The following is a 16,696-nucleotide window of genomic DNA, read 5'->3' as shown; positions in this document are numbered from 1 at the left end:
GGGTCCGGAACCGCCGTTCGGCGGTTACAGACTGGCTCGCAAGGTGATGCCGTAGCGGCGGTCGTTGATCACGAAGTCGCGCAAGCGCGATTCGTAGCCGAGATAGCTTTCGCGACGGGTATCCAGAAGATTGATGCCGTCCAGCGAAACCGACCAGACGTCGTTGATGTTGAAACGGACCGAAGCATCCAGCTGTCCGAAACCCTTGTTGTAGACCGGCAAATTGCCGGTGCCGTTGCCGGCGGTCGTCACCAGCCAATCGCTGCGCCAGTTGTAGGCCACACGCGCGGCGAAGCGCGGCTGTTCGTAGCTGAGAATGACGTTGTAGCTGTTCTTGGACAGACCCTGCAGCGGCACCGTCAGCGCCTGGCCGTTGGTGTCGGTCGCGGTGGGGCTTGGCGCCTTGCTGTCGACATAGGTGTAGTTGGTCTGCAGGCCGAAACCGCTCAACCAGCCCGGCAGGAAATCGAAGAACTGGGTGTAGCCCACTTCCACGCCTTTGATCTTGCCGTTATCGCCATTGACCGGGCGGGTGATCTCCCATTCCACGCCATCGATGGTTTCGGGAGCCGTGACATCGGCGATGAAGCCGTCGACTTTCTTGTAGAACGCGGTGCCGTACAGCATGGAGCCTTTGCCGAAGTACCATTCCAGCGAGGTATCGAACTGATTGGCCTCCATCGGGGTCAGGTTCGGATTGCCCGCCGAGCCGGTGCGGCGGCCACCCGTATCGACGCTCAAACCCAGGTTGGGATTGAGCTTGTCGAAGCCCGGGCGCGAAATTCCCTTCGACGCGGCAAAACGCCATTGCAGGTTGTCGCGCAGGAACAGACGCAGATTGAGGCTGGGCAGTACGTCGGTATAGCTCTGCTGCACGCTGATCGGCAGCAGGCCGGCCAGATCGTCGGGGTTGGTCATGACGCCCGTGGATTCCAGTTCGGTGCGGACCACGCGCACACCGACGTTGCCGTCGAATGGCAGTGCGCCCGCGTCGCTGCCGAAGCGCAGCACACCGTACGCCGCGTAGGTCTGTTCGCTCTGGGTGTTGATGTTCCGCGGACCGAAAGTCAGCGGCTCCGCGCCGAAGCCGGCAAGCGTCGCCCCGTAATCCCCCACCGCGGCGTTGGACGCGGTCAGGGTCGGGCCGAAGGTATAGCCGTCGCCACGGAAGAAGTCGGAGGTCGGGTTCTGCACCAGCGGGATGTTCGGATAGTCGGCGAAGGCGGCGCCGGCGCAGCCGTTCAAGCACATGAAACGCCAGACGTTGCCCTTGTTCTTGGCATCGCGGTCGGTGTAGCGCACGCCGGCCTTGAAGCTGCGGAAGAAGCCTTCGTCGAAGGCCAGATCCATGTCGCTGCGCCAGGCGAATTCGGTGCCTTTGTTGTCGTCCTGGTTGTCCAGGTGGAACTTCCAACCGATGTAGTTGGCGCTGTCGGACAGGTAGCCCTCCGCGCCGCTGGCGTCGGTCACGGTCAGCCGCGGCAGGTCGCCGCTGAAGTCCATGGTGAAGCGCGGCGTGGCGGTCATGCCGGTGCCGACGATGTAGCGCGTGGACTCGGTGGTGGCATCGACGTATTGGAAATCGGTGCTCAGCGAGAGCCGATCGTTGACCGTCCACTTGGCGCCCGCCGAATAGTCGGTGGTGACCGAGTGGCGCTTGGTCAAGCTGGTGTTGGAGTCGGCCGGAGTGTTCTGGAACGTACCGCTGACGAATTCGTTGCGGTCGTTGACCACGTAACTGCTGCCGGGAACAGGCTGCATCGGGTTGCCGCCGCTGTAGACGAAGAACGAGTAGTCCAGCCAGCTGAAGTCGTAGTCCGAACGCAGCGCCTGCAGATACACCTCGACATCGTCGTTGGGGCGCCACTGCAACGCGATGGCGCTGGTCTGGCGATCGCGCTCGCCATTGGTGGTATTGATGCCGGCGCCGTGCGGCACCGAGACATTCTGGTCTTCGTAGCCCGGCAGACCGTCTACAGGTCCGGTCTGGTCGTACCAAGGCTCGATCGAGATCGTGTCCTGGCGGAACGAACCCTTCTGTTTGGACAAGTTCACCAGCAGACCGATCTCGCCGATGCCGGTCTGCCAGCGATTGCTGAACAGGCCCGAGAAAGCGGTTTCGCCTTTGTCGGCCAAGTCGTAATGGTTGTACTGGATGCCGCCGGCCAGCTTCATGCCGTCGTAGTCGAAAGGCAGGCGCGTGCGCAGATCGACGGTGCCGCCCAGGCCGCCTTCGATCATCTCCGCCGACGGGTTCTTGTAGACGTTGACGCCGGAAAGCAATTCGGCCGACACGTCCTCGAAGCTCAGTCCGCGGCCGTCGTTGGCGGTGAAGATGTCGCGGCCGTTGAGTTCCGTGCGGACTTGGGTCAGACCACGGATGGCGATTTCGCTGCCTTCGCCGTAGTTGCGCTGGATCTGGATGCCGGAGATGCGCTGCAACGCCTCGGCGACGTTGTTGTCGGGCAGCTTGCCGATGTCTTCGGCGACGATGGAATCGACGATCTGTTCGGCGTTCTGTTTGATCGCCTGCGCCTTGGTGACGCTGCTGCGCACGCCGGTGACGACGACCGCATCGAGTTCGGTAGCCTCGGTTTTTGCGGCCTCGTCGGTGATTGCCGCTGCCTCCTGGGCGTGAGCATTGGCGCTGAGCAAAGCCGCGATGCTGAGCGCAATGAGCGAATGCCGAAGCGTATGGACGGACGTACGATCTGCGGTCCGGACTGCCGGGCCGCGGTTCTGTTGCGCTGCAATCACTCTATTCCCTCCCAGGGATACAACCAAAAGACAAACCTGTTCTTGAGAATCCCGCTACGGAATCCCGTACCACGATCCTCTCGGCCAGGAAAAATGCTCGTTGTCGGCTTGACCTGGCTGCATAGGCCAGATCTTCGCCACCGCTCGTTCCAGACACCGGCGCCCGCACCGATCACAACCTCACGACAGTCGATGCTTCGCCTTATTGCCGGACCTCCTCAATTGGCTGGAAGCCGCATTGTTAGCGCTAACAATAAATCAGCGCCCAAATCCGAAGTTGCGCGCAGCATAGGTGGCGGTGACATTCCACACCAATGAAATATTCGCCTTGATCTATATCGTTCTTGAATGCTGCAACGCGTCATCCATAGCACACGGACGCCCGGCATCCGCCTTAATCTGTTGCTGCAAAACGATACGTGCGCGCGGCAGGCGTTGAAGCAACGAGCGCGAACGGTCTGCGCGGGCCAGTCATCGCGTTGTGTGAGCCGCGATCAGGGTTGAACCACGAGCATCACCGTTGCATGAGGCTCGACCGTGGTCGCATAGCGCCCCACTTGCGGCGGCAGATCCTGCTGCTTCCAGAGATCGCGCAGGCGCGCGCTGAGATGGCGCGGATATGCCAGTTGCTCCCATTCCACACCGATCTCGGCTGGCCGTTCACCGCGATTGAACAACAATACCGCGCGCCCGCCATCCGCCAAGGCCTTCACCCAGACTTCCTGGTCGCCGTTCTTCGCAACGCGGCGTCCCTGCACGCCCAGCGCATCCTGGTTGACGGCGATCACTTCGCGATTGAGCAAAATGCGTCTGGTCGCCTCATCCATCCGCGAAAGATCGTTACCGGCGATCAACGGCGCAGCCATGATCGCCCACAGGCTGAAGTGGGTGCGGTACTCGGTTTCCGTCATGCCGCCATTGCCGACTTCCAGCATGTCCGGATCGTTCCAGTGCCCCGGACCCGCGTACGGCCAGAGCGGTTCGTTGATATCCACGATATCCAGCATGCCCAGCATGTATTTATGCCGGCCCTGCCACTTGTCGTAGATGTCGCCGGTGGTGCGCCATAGATTGCCGACGGTTTTGCCCCACAGCCACGGCTTCTGATTGCCCCATTCGCACAGGGAGAACACGATGTCGCGGCCGCTGGCGCGCAGCGCGTCGGCCATCAGCGTGTAGGCTTCCTGCGCATTGCGGGTGCCGGTGTTGCACCAGTCGTACTTCAGATAATCCACGCCCCAGCGCGCGTACTGCAGGGCGTCCTGGAATTCGTAGCCCTGGCTGCCCGGCCGACCGCCGCAGGTCTTGCGGCCCGCATCGGAATAGATTCCGAACTTGAGGCCCTTGGCGTGGATGTAGTCGCCCAGCGCCTTCATGCCGGAAGGAAAACGTTTGGGATCGGCCTGGATGAAACCGTCGCGATCGCGTTCGCCATGCCAGCAATCGTCGATGACGATATAGCGATAACCGACGTCCCGCATGCCCGAGGAAACCATCGCATCGGCCATGCGGCGGATCAGTTTCTCGTCTACGTTGCAGGCGAACTTGTTCCAGCTGTTCCAGCCCATCGGCGGCGTCGTCGCCAGGCCGTTCATCGTGCGCGGCGGCTCGGCCTGCGCGGGCTGCGCATCGTCGGCCGGTTCTTCCAATGCCAGCGCCGGCCGGATCGCCAAGGCCGAAGCCAGCAACATCAGTGCGAGCCACACCGGAATCAGCTTGTAGGTTCGCTTACGCTGCATGGGTAAGGACCGTCCGAAATGACCGGTCGCAATGCGCCGGGGGAAGAAGCGAATACGCGCTCCTCGCACCGCGAATGGTGCCAATGGCGTATTCCTTGGGCAGGAGGCGATTTGCCGACGAAAAAAGGGGAGGAAACGCCTCCCCTTCTTCGGACACGCTTAGAACGTCACGCGAAGGGTCGCGGCGTAGCGCGTGTCGTTCACGTACCAGGAAGTGACGCGGCTGCCAGCTCCGTTCTGGTCCATGATCGTGCGCTGTTCGGCGTTGTTGAGATTGTTCATCTCCAGGCCGAGCGTGATGTGATCGTTGAACTTGTAGAAGATGGAGCCATCCAACTGCCCGTAGTCGTCGCTGTATACGGGCAGCTTCCAGGCAATATTGTTGTCGCCGCCGTTATAGCCATTGGGCCCGATCGACAGCAGGTATTTGCTGCGCCAGTTGTAGGCCAAACGGATCTGCCAGGGACCCTTCTCGTAGAAGGCGGCTACGTTGTAGGAATTCTTGGACAGGCCGTCGGCCGGCAGATCGCCGAACACCGAGCCATCGGTATCGACCGGCTGCGTATCCAGATTGTTCGGCACCTTGGTCGAGCTGTCGATGTAGGTGTAGTTCGCCGACATTCCGAATCCGTCGAAAGGCGCAGGCAGGAAGTCGAAGAACTGGTTCCAGCCGATCTCCGCACCCTGGATACGCGCGGTGCCGACATTCACGGGACGGGTGATCAGGTAGTCGTATTCGTTGCCATCGACGCCCGGGTAGGAAACCAGTTGCGTCTGGCGGCGGAAATAGTCCGAGACGTCCTTGTGGAACAGGTTGATCCAGGCCATGCCGCCCTTGTCCGGATCGAAGTACCACTCCAGCGACAGGTCGAACTGGTTGGCCTTCATCGGTTCCAGATAGGGGTTGTCGAAGGAACTGCCGGTCAGGTCGAGGCAGTCGACCGGGACCTGGGCGGTGCCGGCGCAACTGGGGCCTGCGCCCTCGTCGACGTCGGCGTTGAGGATCTGGTAGGCCTGCATGTCGCTGAAATTCGGGCGCGCGATTGCCTTGGAGGCAGCGAAACGCAGGATCAGATTGTCGGCAAATTCCCAACGCAGATTCAGACTGGGAAGCACATCCGTATAGGAATTTTCGGCCGTGATGGGTTCCGATTCGCCGGCGCCCAGATAAGGCGCGCGCCCTTGGTTCGGGTAGATCAGGAAACCCCTGGCGGCGTTCTCGGTGCGCACCACGCGTACGCCGACGTTGCCATCCAGACGTGCGTTGTCCAGACCGAAGTTCACCATCAGATAGGCGGCTTCGGTGGTCTCGGCCTGGACATTGGTGTGTACGTCGTCCAGAACCGTTGCCTGGTAAGGGCAGTACTGCCCGAACCCGCAATCGTTGATGTAGTACGGGATGGCCGCATCGTGGATAGCCTGGTAGCTGCCCGGATAACCGAGAGCCGTGGCCAGGATCGGTGCATAAAAGCCGCCCGGCGTGTTGGCGTCGCCGCGATAGAAATTGTCGAAGGTATTCAGGTGCACCAGACTGGAATTGACCGTACTATTCAGATCCAGCGGCGGCATCGCGCCGGCCGGGATCGCCCACCCTTGCATCCAGGTCTGGAACACCGGTTTCCAGTTGTAGCCGGTATCGATGCTGGTGGCGTCGCGATCGGTCAGGCGTACGCCGAACTTGACCGACTTGATGAAGCCGTTATCGAAGCTGTGCTTGAGGTCGGCGCGCCAGGCCAGTTCCTCGGCCTCGTTGTCGTCCTGATGGTCCATGGTGAAACCCCAATAATAATTGGCGGGATTTCCCGTGAACTCCTCATCGACGCCGATTGTCGGCCTGCCGCCCCGAAGATCGACGTCGATATAGGGCACGTTGACGCCCAGGGACACCGTGGAATCCAGGCTCTTGGTGGTGGCCTTGATGTACTGGAAATCGGTGGTCAGTTCGGTGGCGTCACTGAGCGCCCACTTCAAACCGAAGGAAAAGTCGGTGGTCTTGGATTTGCGGTGGGAGGCGCGGATATCCGTTCCCATGGGGACGCCGCCGGGCTGGGTGAGCCGGCCGGAACGGAACACATCGCCGTCCAGTTCATACGGTTGGCTGGCGTCAATCGCCACCGCGAGGGGATCGTTCGAGACGAAGATCGCATCCTCGTTCCAGAGCTCATCGTATTTGCTCTGGAAGGCGGTTGCGTAGAGTTCGACGATGTCGCTGGGGCGCCACTGCAGGGCGACATAGGCGCCATCGCGCTTGCGCTCGTACTGCAGCGTGCGCCAGTCGGCGCCGCGTGGCAGCCAGAGTTCCTCGTTGACGCCGTCGCCGTTCAGATCGTTGTTGTCGTTCTGGAAAAACGGCCGTACGAACATGCCATCGGTGCGGGTGGCCAGCTCGGAATGGGTGATATCGACCAGCAAGCCGACCTTGCCGATGCTGGTGTCCCAAGTGTTGCTGTACAGGCCGGAGACAGTGGGCTTGTATTCCTCGGCGAAGTCGCCGTAGTTCTCGCTGAGGGTACCGCTGATCCGCTGGCCGTCGAAATCGAAGGGCATGAAGGTGCGTAGATCCACGCTGCCGCCCACGCCTCCCTCGATCATGTCGGCCTTCTGGTTTTTGTAGACATCGACGCCAGCCATCAGCTCGGAAGGCACGTCCCCGAAGCTCAAGTTGCGGCCGCCGGAGGCGGAGAAGCTGTCGCGGCCATTGAGTTCGGAACGGACCTGGGTCAGGCCGCGGACCTGGACACCGCTGCCCTCGGCAGAGAAGTGTTCCGGATCGCCTACCGACAGGAAGTGGTCGATGGTAACGCCGGGGATGCGCGACAATGTTTCGGTGACGCTGCGGTCGGGTAGCGCGCCGATATCCAGCGCGGTGACCGAGTCGACGAAGGTGTCGGAGTCGCGTTTGATGTCCTGGGCTCTGTAAATGGAGCCGCGGATGCCGGTGACGACGACAGCATCCAGATCGACGGCTTCTTTTTTCGCGTCTGCGTCGTCCGGGGCGGTCTGGGACTCCTGCGCATGGGCATTGGCGCTGAGCAGCGCGGCAATGCTCAAAGCAATGGCCGAACGCTGGAATTTACGGAAATTGATGCGGCCTGCTACCCGGCTTGCCGGGGTACGGCTTTGGCGCGTTGACATGGTTGTTCCCTCCCAGGACACCTTGACGAACGATTGGCTGGTTTTCGGACCAGTGCGTTTTTTGCGCCCGGCCGTGCTCTTGTGTTGAGTAGTGATTTGCCTCTTGTTGCTTCCGGGCCCGATCCCGGCCCCCTGCCGGTTCCCCGCGTCTTGTAGTCCCTCGTCCTCTCGGGTTGTCGCGATGCCCTTTCCTCCGGCATCCGACACATTGCGGATCTGTTACTGCCCTCATGTGGTAGCGCTAACAAAAAAAACATCTAAATGTGACTTGCGAGGCGAGCATAGGCCGCTGTCAACATTCCATACCAATGAAATATTGAGCAGAAGCTATGTTGTTTTTGAATACGGAACCGACCGCTCCCGGCGTTCAGCCGATGGAATCGATTACAGGGCCGGATACAGCTGGCGCGCCGTGGCGCGCAGCGCTTCCAGGACACGTTCAGCCCCCGGGGACAGTTGCTGGTCGCGGCGGCGGATGATGCCGAAGAACTCCATGCGCACGCCCAGTTCTATCGGCAAGACCTGCATTTGCGCGGTCTGCAGGTAAGGCGCCACCGATTCGGCAGGCAGGGCGGTCAGCAGATCGCTATGCCGCAACAGGTGGATGATGACCGGCAGCGACGCGGTCTCGATGATGTTCTGCGGCGGCGCCAGGCCATGTTCCAGGAACATCGAATCCAACCGCGCGCGCAACACGCTGGCGGCCGGCGGCATGATCCAGCCGTATTCGATCAGGTCGGCGTGGGTCACCCTGCCGCGCTGCGTCAACGGGTGCCCGGCCCTTACGATCACCGAATGCGGTTCATCGGCCAGCGGCTCGAACTCCAGATCGCCCGTCCCTTCCGGCCCCAGGATCCGGCCGATCACGATGTCCAGCTGTCCGTCCAGCAGCTTGGCCACCAGGGGCCGGCTGTAATCCATTTCCACCCGGATCAGAATGTCGGGGAAGTCGCGCTTCACCGCAGCGATGGCCTGCGGCACCAGAGTGGTGCCCGGATTGACCACCGTGCCAATCGACGCCTGGCCCATGCGGCCGTTGCGCATGGCCGCTATTTCATCGTGGGCGCGGCCGATTTCCGACAAGGCCGAGCGCGCGCGGCGGATCAGCACTTGGCCATACCAGGTGGGCTCTACCCCGCGCGCATGGCGTTCGAACAGCGGCACCCCCAGGATCCCTTCCATTTCCGACAGCAGCTTGGAAGCCGCCGGCTGGGTCATGTTGGCCGCCTCGGCCGCGCGCAGCACCGAGCGCTGTTCGTACAGGTGCAACAGCAGCAACAGATGGCGCGTCTTGAGCCGTGAGGCGTTGAACCAGCTGGTTGAGGGTTGGACCACGGGGACTCTCCCTGGAGCGTTCAGCAAGCTATATGCACGGGGAATAGCATATGACGAAAATTTCATTTGTCGTACATAGCTAACGCGGGCAACCCTATGCCACGCTGATCCAACGTTGCTGCACCGCCCTGCAGACGTTGCAACGACCAGAACAAGAACAACCGTTGTGCACGAGCCGCGCGAGGCATCTGTCGGCAACAGACAGGGGGCGCGGACACCGAACCATCGCTACGAGCCGGGAGGGCCCATGGCGCAAACCTATCCGGGCAAGACGCCAGGGCGCCCTTCGCCCCACCCCAAACCCGCGCGAGTGCGGCGATGAGCGCGCGCCTGAAAGGCAAGGTAGCGCTGGTCACCGGCGCAGCCAGCGGCATCGGCGCAGCCACCGCGCGCCTGTTCGCGGCGCACGGCGCGCATGTGTTCGGACTGGACCGCAATCCTTCGCCGGAGCTCGCCGACAATCCCGCTCATCTGCTCGCAGACGTCACCGATGCCGAGTCGATCGGCATTGCGGTGGCGCGGATACTGGACCAGCACGGCCGCATCGACGTATTGGTGAACAACGCCGGCGCCGATGTGTTTTCCGAGCCGCTGTCGCTGAGCGATGCCGACTGGGAACGCTGCCTGTCGTTGAACCTCAAGGGCGCCTGGAACATGGCGCGCGCGGTGCTGCCGTCGATGCTGGAACAGGGCGCCGGCTCCATCGTCAACATCGCCTCGGTGCACGGCCACAAGATCATCCCCGGCGCGTTTCCCTACCCGGTGGCCAAACACGGCCTGATCGGCCTGACCCGTTCGCTGGGCATCGAATACGCCGCGCGCGGAATCCGCGTCAATTCCATTTCGCCCGGCCTGATCCTGGTGCCGCGCATCGAGGCCTGGTTCGCTTCGCAGCCCGACCCGCAAGCCGCGCGCCGCGCCCAGACCGAGCTGCTGCCGCCCAAGCGCATCGGCACGCCAGAGGAGGTCGCGCACACCGCGCTGTTCCTGGCCAGCGACGAAGCGCGCTTCATCAACGCCACCGACATCCTGATCGATGGCGGCCGCTCGCAGCTCTATCACGAGTGAGGCGACCGACCCGCACATGAGCATCGAGGCCGCCACCTCTCCTTTTCGCCTGCCGCTGATCGCGATCCTGCGCGGCATCCATGCGCATGAGGCATCGGCGCATGTGCGGGCCCTGGTGGAAGAAGGTTACGACGCTATCGAAATTCCGCTCAATTCGCCGGACTGGGCCGACAGCATCGGCACCGCCGCTCGCGAAGCAGGCCCTGACCTCTGGATAGGCGGCGGCACCGTGCTGCGCCAGCACGATGTCGAGGTTCTGCATGGACTAGGAGCGCGCTTCATCGTCACCCCCAATACCAATCCGGCGGTGATACGCCACGCGGTGCAGCTTGGGCTGCAGGTGGTGGCTGGTTTCGCCACTCCTACAGAAGCCTTCGCCGCGCTCGACGCCGGCGCGCAGATGCTCAAGCTTTTTCCCGCTTCCACTTACGGAACGCAGCACGTGCGCGCTCTGCGCGCGGTGCTGCCTGCCGTTCCCCTGTTCGTCGTCGGTGGCGTCACGCCCCTTACCCTTGCCGATTTCCTCTCCGCCGGCAGCGCGGGTGCGGGCATCGGCGGCGAGCTCTATAAACCAGGCCAAACGGTCGAACGCACACGTCAGGGCGCGCGTGCTTTCAAGCAGGCCTATCTGGAATCCATGCCATGAAGATCGTGCGTCTGAGCACCTACCATGCCGCACCGCGCTGGTTGTTTCTGAAAATAGAAACCGACGAAGGCATAAGCGGCTGGGGCGAACCGGTTATCGAAGGCCGCGCGCAGACGGTGGAAGCGGCCGTGCATGAATTGTCCGAGTACCTGATCGGCAAGGATCCATCGCGGATCAACGATCTTTGGCAAACGCTTTACCGGGGCGGCTTCTACCGCGGCGGCGCGATCCTGATGAGCGCCATCGCCGGTATCGACCAGGCGCTGTGGGACATCAAGGGCAAAGTGCTGGGCGTGCCGGTGTACGAATTGCTGGGCGGCCGCGTGCGCGACCGCATGAAAACCTACCGCTGGGTCGGCGGCGACCGGCCGGCCGACATCATCGCGCAGATCAAGTCGTACCAGGCCCTTGGCTTCGATACGTTCAAGTTCAACGGCACCGAGGAACTGAAGCTGATCGACAGCCCGCGCAATATCGATGCGGCCGTGGCCAAGGTCGCCGAGATCCGCCAGGCGTTCGGCAATACCATCGACTTCGGCGTCGACTTCCATGGCCGCGTCAGCGTGCCGATGGCGCGCGTGCTGTTGCGCGAGCTGGAGCCGCACAACCCGCTGTTCGTCGAGGAGCCGGTGCTGCCCGAGCAGGCCGAATACTATCCGCGCCTGGCCGACGCCACCTCCATCCCGCTGGCCGCCGGCGAACGCATGTACTCGCGCTTCGAGTTCAAATCGGTATTGGCCGGCGGCGGTCTGTCGATCCTGCAACCGGATCTTTCCCATGCCGGCGGCATCACCGAATGCTTCAAGATCGCGGCCATGGCCGAAGCCTACGACGTCGGCTTTGCGCCGCATTGTCCATTGGGCCCGGTTGCGCTCGCGGCCTGCCTGCAAGTCGATTTCGTCGCCCACAATGCGGTGCTGCAGGAACAGAGCATCGGCATCCACTACAACGGAGATGCCGACCTGCTGGACTACGTGCTCAACAAAGAGGACTTCCAGTGCATCGATGGCAACATCGCGGCGCTGCCCAAGCCCGGCCTTGGCGTGGAGATCGACGAGCAACGATTGATCGAAGCTAGCCGGAATCCTCCCGCCTGGCGCAACCCGGTCTGGCGCCACGCCGACGGCAGCGTCGCGGAGTGGTGATGCGGTGAACGCCTACGTCGACCTGGATCGCGTCGTTCCCAGCCTGGTCGTCGACAGTCGCTGCGCGCTGGGTGAAAGCGTGCTCTGGTGCGAACGGCGCGCGGCGCTGTTCTGGACCGACATCGATGCCTCGCATTTATGGACGCACCGGCCGTATGGACGCGTCACCCGGCACTGGGTCTTGCCGGACCGCCTGGGTTCGCTGGCGCTGTGCCAGACCGGCCAGCTGCTGCTGGGTCTGGCCAAGGGCCTGTACCTGGCCGATCCCGATGCCGCGCAGGAAGGAACAACCCTTCCGCTGGAAAAGCTGGCCGATGTGGAAGCCGATAACGCCGAAACCCGCATCAACGACGGCCGCAGCGACCGCAACGGAAATTTCGTCTTCGGCACCAAGAGCGAACGCAGCGACAATGCTCCCATCGGCGCGTTCTACCAGTACTCGGGCCCACATGGTTTGCGCCGGCTGGATCTGCCCGCCGCCGCCATTCCCAACTCGATCTGCTTCAGCGCCGACGGCCGCAGGATGTACTACTGCGACTCGGTCGAACCGCGGATCCTGTATTGCAATTACGACGCCCGCAGCGCCGAGGTATCGGATTCGCGCGTATTCGCCGAAGTGGACGCCGCCGGCGCATCGCCCGACGGTTCCATCATCGATGCCGACGGCTATTTGTGGAACGCGCAATGGGGCGCAGGCCGCGTCGTGCGCTACCGCGGCGATGGCAGCGTGGACAGGATCGTGCCGCTGCCGGTGAAGAATCCTTCCTGCTGCTCCATCGGCGGCGCCGCCTACGATCGCTTGTATATCAGCAGCGCGCGGATCGACAACAGCGCCGAGGAACTGGCGCGCACAACCGGCGCGGGAGGAATCTGGCAGGTTCCCCTGCCGCGCGCGCTTGGTCTGCCGGAAAGCCGGATCGAGCTCGCATGATCGCTATCGACTGGGGCAGCAGCAGTCTGCGCGCGTACCGTTTGGATGCCGCCGGCGCCGTGATAGAACAGCAGCGCAGCGACCGCGGCGTACTGGCGTGCGATGGAAATTTCGCCGCGACGCTTGCCCCGCTGATCGCAGCCTGGGACGACGCGGACATCATGCTGTGCGGGATGATCGGCAGCCGCGATGGTTGGTTCGAGCAGCCCTATCAGGACTGTCCGGCCGGCATCGATGAACTGACCGCGGCAATGGCGCCGGTGGAAGTGCCCGAGTTTCCAGGACGGCGGCTGTGGTTCGTGCCCGGAGTCGCGGACCGTAATTCGACCGAAGTGCCCGATGTCATGCGCGGCGAGGAAACCCAGGCCTGCGCGCTGCTTGAGCTGTTGCACCAGGGAACCCATTTGCTGTGCCTGCCCGGCACGCACAGCAAATGGATAAGCGTACGCGACGGAAAGATCGTTTCCATCGCCACTGCGATGACCGGAGAAACCTATGCGGCCATGCGCCGGCATACCGTGCTCGGAAAACTGATGGGCAAGGACGACTCGCGCTTCGACGCCTACGCTTTCGATGCCGGCCTGCGCCGCAGCGCCGAAGCCGGCGGGCTGCTGCATCATTTGTTCGGCGTGCGGACGCTGGGGTTGTTCGGCCGATTCTCCGAGGCCGCGCTGCCTTCGTACCTGTCGGGCCTGCTGATCGGGCACGAGGTCAATGCATCCGGATTGTTCTCGCGGACCCCACGTCCGGCGCAGGTGCACCTCATCGGCAACGACCGTTTGATCGACGCTTACGCCAGGACGCTGGTGGCTTTGGGTGTTGGCGTGCAACGGCACTCCGAAAACCTGGCGGCCTACGGAATGCATCGCCTAGCGAAATCGCTGATCCCGGCGTAGGGGTCGCTGGCTGGCGAAGGAAGCCGAAGACGCCTTAGCCGCCGACCCTACTGCGCATCGTCGATCGACGGATCCGCCTTGGCGTCCTGTTCCGAATAATCCAGCCCAAATTCGGCGGCGATGGTCGCCGCGACCTGTCCCTGCCGCAGCGTGCGCGCATCGCTCCACTCGCCGCGGCGCCGATGCCCTGGCCCTGCGATTGCGATCCAGATGTCCTGCGCCCCCTCCAGACCCGGGCCGTGGTCGCTCCAGTCCTTCACGGTCCGGCCGCGACCGTGATCGGTGGTGACGATCAGGGTGGTGCGGTCGCGGTATTGCGGCTGCGACTGCAGCCAGGCCCACAGTTCGCGCAGAAACTCGTCGGTGCGGTGCAGCGCTTCGAGCGTCCGTGGGTAATCCCGTGCGTGCGACCACTCGTCGGTATCGCCCAGCGCCACGTACAGCAATCGCGGCCGCGCGGTTTGCAGGTGGGCCATGGCGAATGCGCTGGTGAAGACATCGAAACGCTCTTCGTCCCAGGCGCTGGCGCCTTCCTGCATATCGCTCAGGCGGCGTATGCCTGGGTCGGGATCCGGGTAAGGCATGAATCCGGCGTTGACGAAGAGGGACCCCGCTTCGTGTTCCGGCATCACTTCGAAGCGATCCCAGGAACCGAAGACGGCGACCTTATCGCGCGGCAGACCCAGCTTGCGGCGCACGAACTCCAGGACGGTCGGGAATGGCTGCTGGCGCTTGTCGTTGCTGTCTATGGTCTCGTCATGCGCACGACCGGTCAGCAGTTCCGCATAACCCGGATAGGAGAAACGCATGGTGTTGCCGAGTTGTACGCGGCTGCCGCGCTGCGGGTTGCCGGCAATGGAGCCGTCCCGGCGCATCAGCGTTGCCCAGAAGAACGGCATCAGTTTCTCGCGCCGGGCTTCCGGCGTGCTGGCCCAATAACGCTGGTAGGCCGGGTGCTTGGCGAGCTCCTGACCCTCGGCCAGGGTGCTGCGCAGAACCTCGGCGTCCAGGCCGCCGAATATTTCCTGCACACGCACTCCGTCCAGGGTGACCAGGACGACGTTGCGGGTCTGGCTTCGGTCATCGGCCGCGTGCGCCATGGTTGCAGCTAGCCACAGCAAACTGCCGAGAACCAAACGCGCGCAGGGTTTCGGGCTTGCTCTCATGCCGATTGGCGGATCTTGCGGTTGCTGGAGATCATGCAGCGAAATCTTCTCTAAGCCACGGGCAATGCAGGTTGCGCTTGTGGTCCGGCGACAAGCCCCGCTGGTTCCACCGCTCAAGCATACCCGCCTGCCAATGACACAAAGTGGGCAGCACGACGGACGGTGGGGCGATCGCTTCAGTTGCTCTCGATCGCTTTGACTTCCTCCTGGAACAACGCCACCGGCTTGTCCAGTTCCAGCGCCAGTACGGTCATGTCCGCATCCAGCGCCTCGGCCGGCACGTCCAGATACAGCAGGCCCGGCACCTTGCTCCAGTCGTGCTTGCCCAGGACACGGTGCGCTACCTGCGCGCCGCTTCCCACCACGCGCGCGCGCAGCACCTGGTTGTCCAGGCCCTTGACCAGCACTTCGCCGCTGGGCTTGCCGTCGAGGAACAGGTACAGCGTCTTGCGGTCCGGCGAAAGCGTGCTTGGCCCGTGGAAGTGGTCGAGCGGGATGCCCGCCTGGCTGCCGTAGATCGCTTCGGCGTGCTTGCCGGTCCAGCGACCCATCTTTTCCAGAATCTGCACCTGCCTTTCGTCGATGCTGCCGTCGGCGCGCGGGCCGATGTCCAGCAGCAGGTTGCCGCCCATGCCGATGGTGTCGGCGAGTACGTGGATCAGCTGGTTGGCGTTCTTGTACTGGTTATCGCGCGGCTGGTAGCCCCAGGACTGGTTCATGGTCAGGCACAGTTCCCAATACTTGGATGCCGGGCGCAGCACGGGCACGCCCTGCTCCGGCGTGTCGTAGTCGCCGTAATCCTTCAGGCGCGAGTTGATGATCGCGTTCGGGTTGTGCGCCAGGATCCGTTCGCGGACCTTGGCCGATTGCCACTCCGATGCGCTGTGTTCCCAATCGCCATCGAACCAGTACAGGTCCGGGTTGTAGCGATCGGCGATTTCCTTCAGCTGGCCCTGGTAGTAGTCGAGGAAGCGTTGCCAGCGGGCCGGATCGTCCTTCAACTGATAGCGCTTCTCCTGGCGGGTGAACACGTCGTAATCGCGATACGACCAGTCCGGCAAAGAGTAGTACAGGCCTACCTTGAGCCCGTCCTTGCGCAACGCATCCACGAATGGACCGACCAGGTCGCGTCCGGCGGGAGTATCGCGGACCACGTTGATGCCCTGGCGCGAATTCCACAACGCCACCCCATCGTGATGGCGGCTGGTCAGCACCGCGTAGCGCGCACCGCTGCGCTTGATCAACGCCGCCCAGGCGTCTGGGTCGTACTTGCCGGCGTTGAAGCCGCTGCGCTGCTTCATGTAATCGGGGTAGGAGATATCGCCGTTGAAGAACGACCAGGATTCGCCGACCCCATCCACCGCATAGATGCCCCAATGGATGAACACGCCGAACTTGGCGTCCTTGAACCATTGCATGCGCTCTTCTGTCGGAACGCCCTTGCCGATCGCTTCGGGTGCCTGACCTTTTTCCGCGGCTTGGACGCAGACTGGGCTGGAAACGCCGAAGCACAGCGCCAGCAATAGAAAATGCGCCTTCATGCGCCTATGTCCCGAACACCCATGCTTCCTTCCTCCGTGCGTCTGTTGAGAGCGAACTATCGTCGGACGGCGCGGACACGCGACAGCCAACAGGCGAAGGTATATCCGTCCGGGAGAAGTACTGCAATCGCATGCATCAAACTGATACATCGCCAACACTATTGCGATGAGCGGCATCGTCATGTGACCAGGAGTCTTGGCCGATGTGGTCCATCGATCAGCGATTGACGCGCGACTCGATCGGCAATTGCTGACGCCGATGGATTTGGAGATACGGCGCGTAGTTGGCTCAACGCGGAAAGTTCCGCCACTACCCTTTTAATTTATGCACTGGTCA

At 62.8% G+C, this 16,696-nt stretch carries 11 protein-coding genes; 5 read left to right on the top strand and 6 right to left on the bottom strand.

From position 1 onward, the window contains the following. Positions 1–24 precede the first annotated feature (24 nt). The 4 genes from BLR66_RS17015 to BLR66_RS17000 all read right to left on the bottom strand — a co-directional run bounded on the left by BLR66_RS17015 (position 25) and on the right by BLR66_RS17000 (position 8,966). Positions 25–2,676 carry a TonB-dependent receptor gene (locus BLR66_RS17015; protein WP_093289933.1) on the bottom strand — a complete coding sequence of 884 codons (2,652 nt, stop codon included), beginning with the start codon at positions 2,674–2,676 and terminating at the stop codon, positions 25–27. A gap of 575 nt (positions 2,677–3,251) precedes the next feature. Further along, complete coding sequence (locus tag BLR66_RS17010) at positions 3,252–4,496, bottom strand: glycoside hydrolase family 27 protein (RefSeq protein ID WP_255402748.1); 1,245 nt, start codon at positions 4,494–4,496, stop codon at positions 3,252–3,254. A 159-nt stretch (positions 4,497–4,655) separates the two neighbouring features. Beyond that, the gene (locus BLR66_RS17005; RefSeq protein WP_093289770.1) at positions 4,656–7,631 is read right to left on the bottom strand and encodes a TonB-dependent receptor; all 2,976 of its coding nucleotides are present in this window, start codon (positions 7,629–7,631) and stop codon (positions 4,656–4,658) included. 384 nt (positions 7,632–8,015) lie between these two features. Next, positions 8,016–8,966 (bottom strand): LysR substrate-binding domain-containing protein, encoded by a 951-nt coding sequence (locus BLR66_RS17000; RefSeq protein ID WP_255402747.1) that lies wholly within the window; start codon positions 8,964–8,966, stop codon positions 8,016–8,018. A 318-nt stretch (positions 8,967–9,284) separates the two neighbouring features. Here BLR66_RS17000 and BLR66_RS16995 point away from each other — a divergent pair, with 318 nt between their 5' ends. Genes BLR66_RS16995 through BLR66_RS16975 form a run of 5 tightly spaced genes read left to right on the top strand, consistent with a single transcriptional unit; the run spans position 9,285 to position 13,652 of the window. Continuing rightward, the gene (locus BLR66_RS16995) at positions 9,285–10,034 is read left to right on the top strand and encodes an SDR family oxidoreductase (RefSeq protein ID WP_093289768.1); all 750 of its coding nucleotides are present in this window, start codon (positions 9,285–9,287) and stop codon (positions 10,032–10,034) included. 16 nt (positions 10,035–10,050) lie between these two features. After that, positions 10,051–10,680, top strand: a complete 630-nt coding sequence (locus BLR66_RS16990) for a 2-dehydro-3-deoxy-6-phosphogalactonate aldolase (protein ID WP_093289767.1) — start codon at positions 10,051–10,053, stop codon at positions 10,678–10,680. Further along, positions 10,677–11,825 (top strand): galactonate dehydratase, encoded by a 1,149-nt coding sequence (dgoD, locus tag BLR66_RS16985; protein WP_093289766.1) that lies wholly within the window; start codon positions 10,677–10,679, stop codon positions 11,823–11,825. Before BLR66_RS16990 ends, dgoD begins: the two co-directional genes overlap by 4 nt. A 4-nt stretch (positions 11,826–11,829) precedes the next feature. Then, positions 11,830–12,756: an SMP-30/gluconolactonase/LRE family protein gene (locus BLR66_RS16980; protein WP_255402745.1), complete on the top strand. Its 927-nt coding sequence runs from the start codon at positions 11,830–11,832 to the stop codon at positions 12,754–12,756. Beyond that, the gene (locus BLR66_RS16975; RefSeq protein ID WP_093289765.1) at positions 12,753–13,652 is read left to right on the top strand and encodes a 2-dehydro-3-deoxygalactonokinase; all 900 of its coding nucleotides are present in this window, start codon (positions 12,753–12,755) and stop codon (positions 13,650–13,652) included. Before BLR66_RS16980 ends, BLR66_RS16975 begins: the two co-directional genes overlap by 4 nt. Before the next feature lie 47 nt (positions 13,653–13,699). Here the strand turns inward: BLR66_RS16975 and BLR66_RS16970 are convergent, their stop codons facing one another. Then, the gene (locus BLR66_RS16970) at positions 13,700–14,752 is read right to left on the bottom strand and encodes an alkaline phosphatase family protein (RefSeq protein ID WP_176943934.1); all 1,053 of its coding nucleotides are present in this window, start codon (positions 14,750–14,752) and stop codon (positions 13,700–13,702) included. A gap of 242 nt (positions 14,753–14,994) precedes the next feature. Beyond that, positions 14,995–16,359, bottom strand: a complete 1,365-nt coding sequence (locus BLR66_RS16965) for an alpha-L-fucosidase (RefSeq protein ID WP_093289763.1) — start codon at positions 16,357–16,359, stop codon at positions 14,995–14,997. Positions 16,360–16,696: the final 337 nt, after the last annotated feature.

The sequence above is a fragment of the Pseudoxanthomonas sp. CF125 genome, from assembly GCF_900104085.1.
Classification (GTDB): Bacteria; Pseudomonadota; Gammaproteobacteria; order Xanthomonadales; family Xanthomonadaceae; genus Pseudoxanthomonas_A.
The sequence above is the reverse complement of the archived record's forward strand: the minus strand, read 5'-3'. Positions and strand labels throughout refer to the sequence as shown.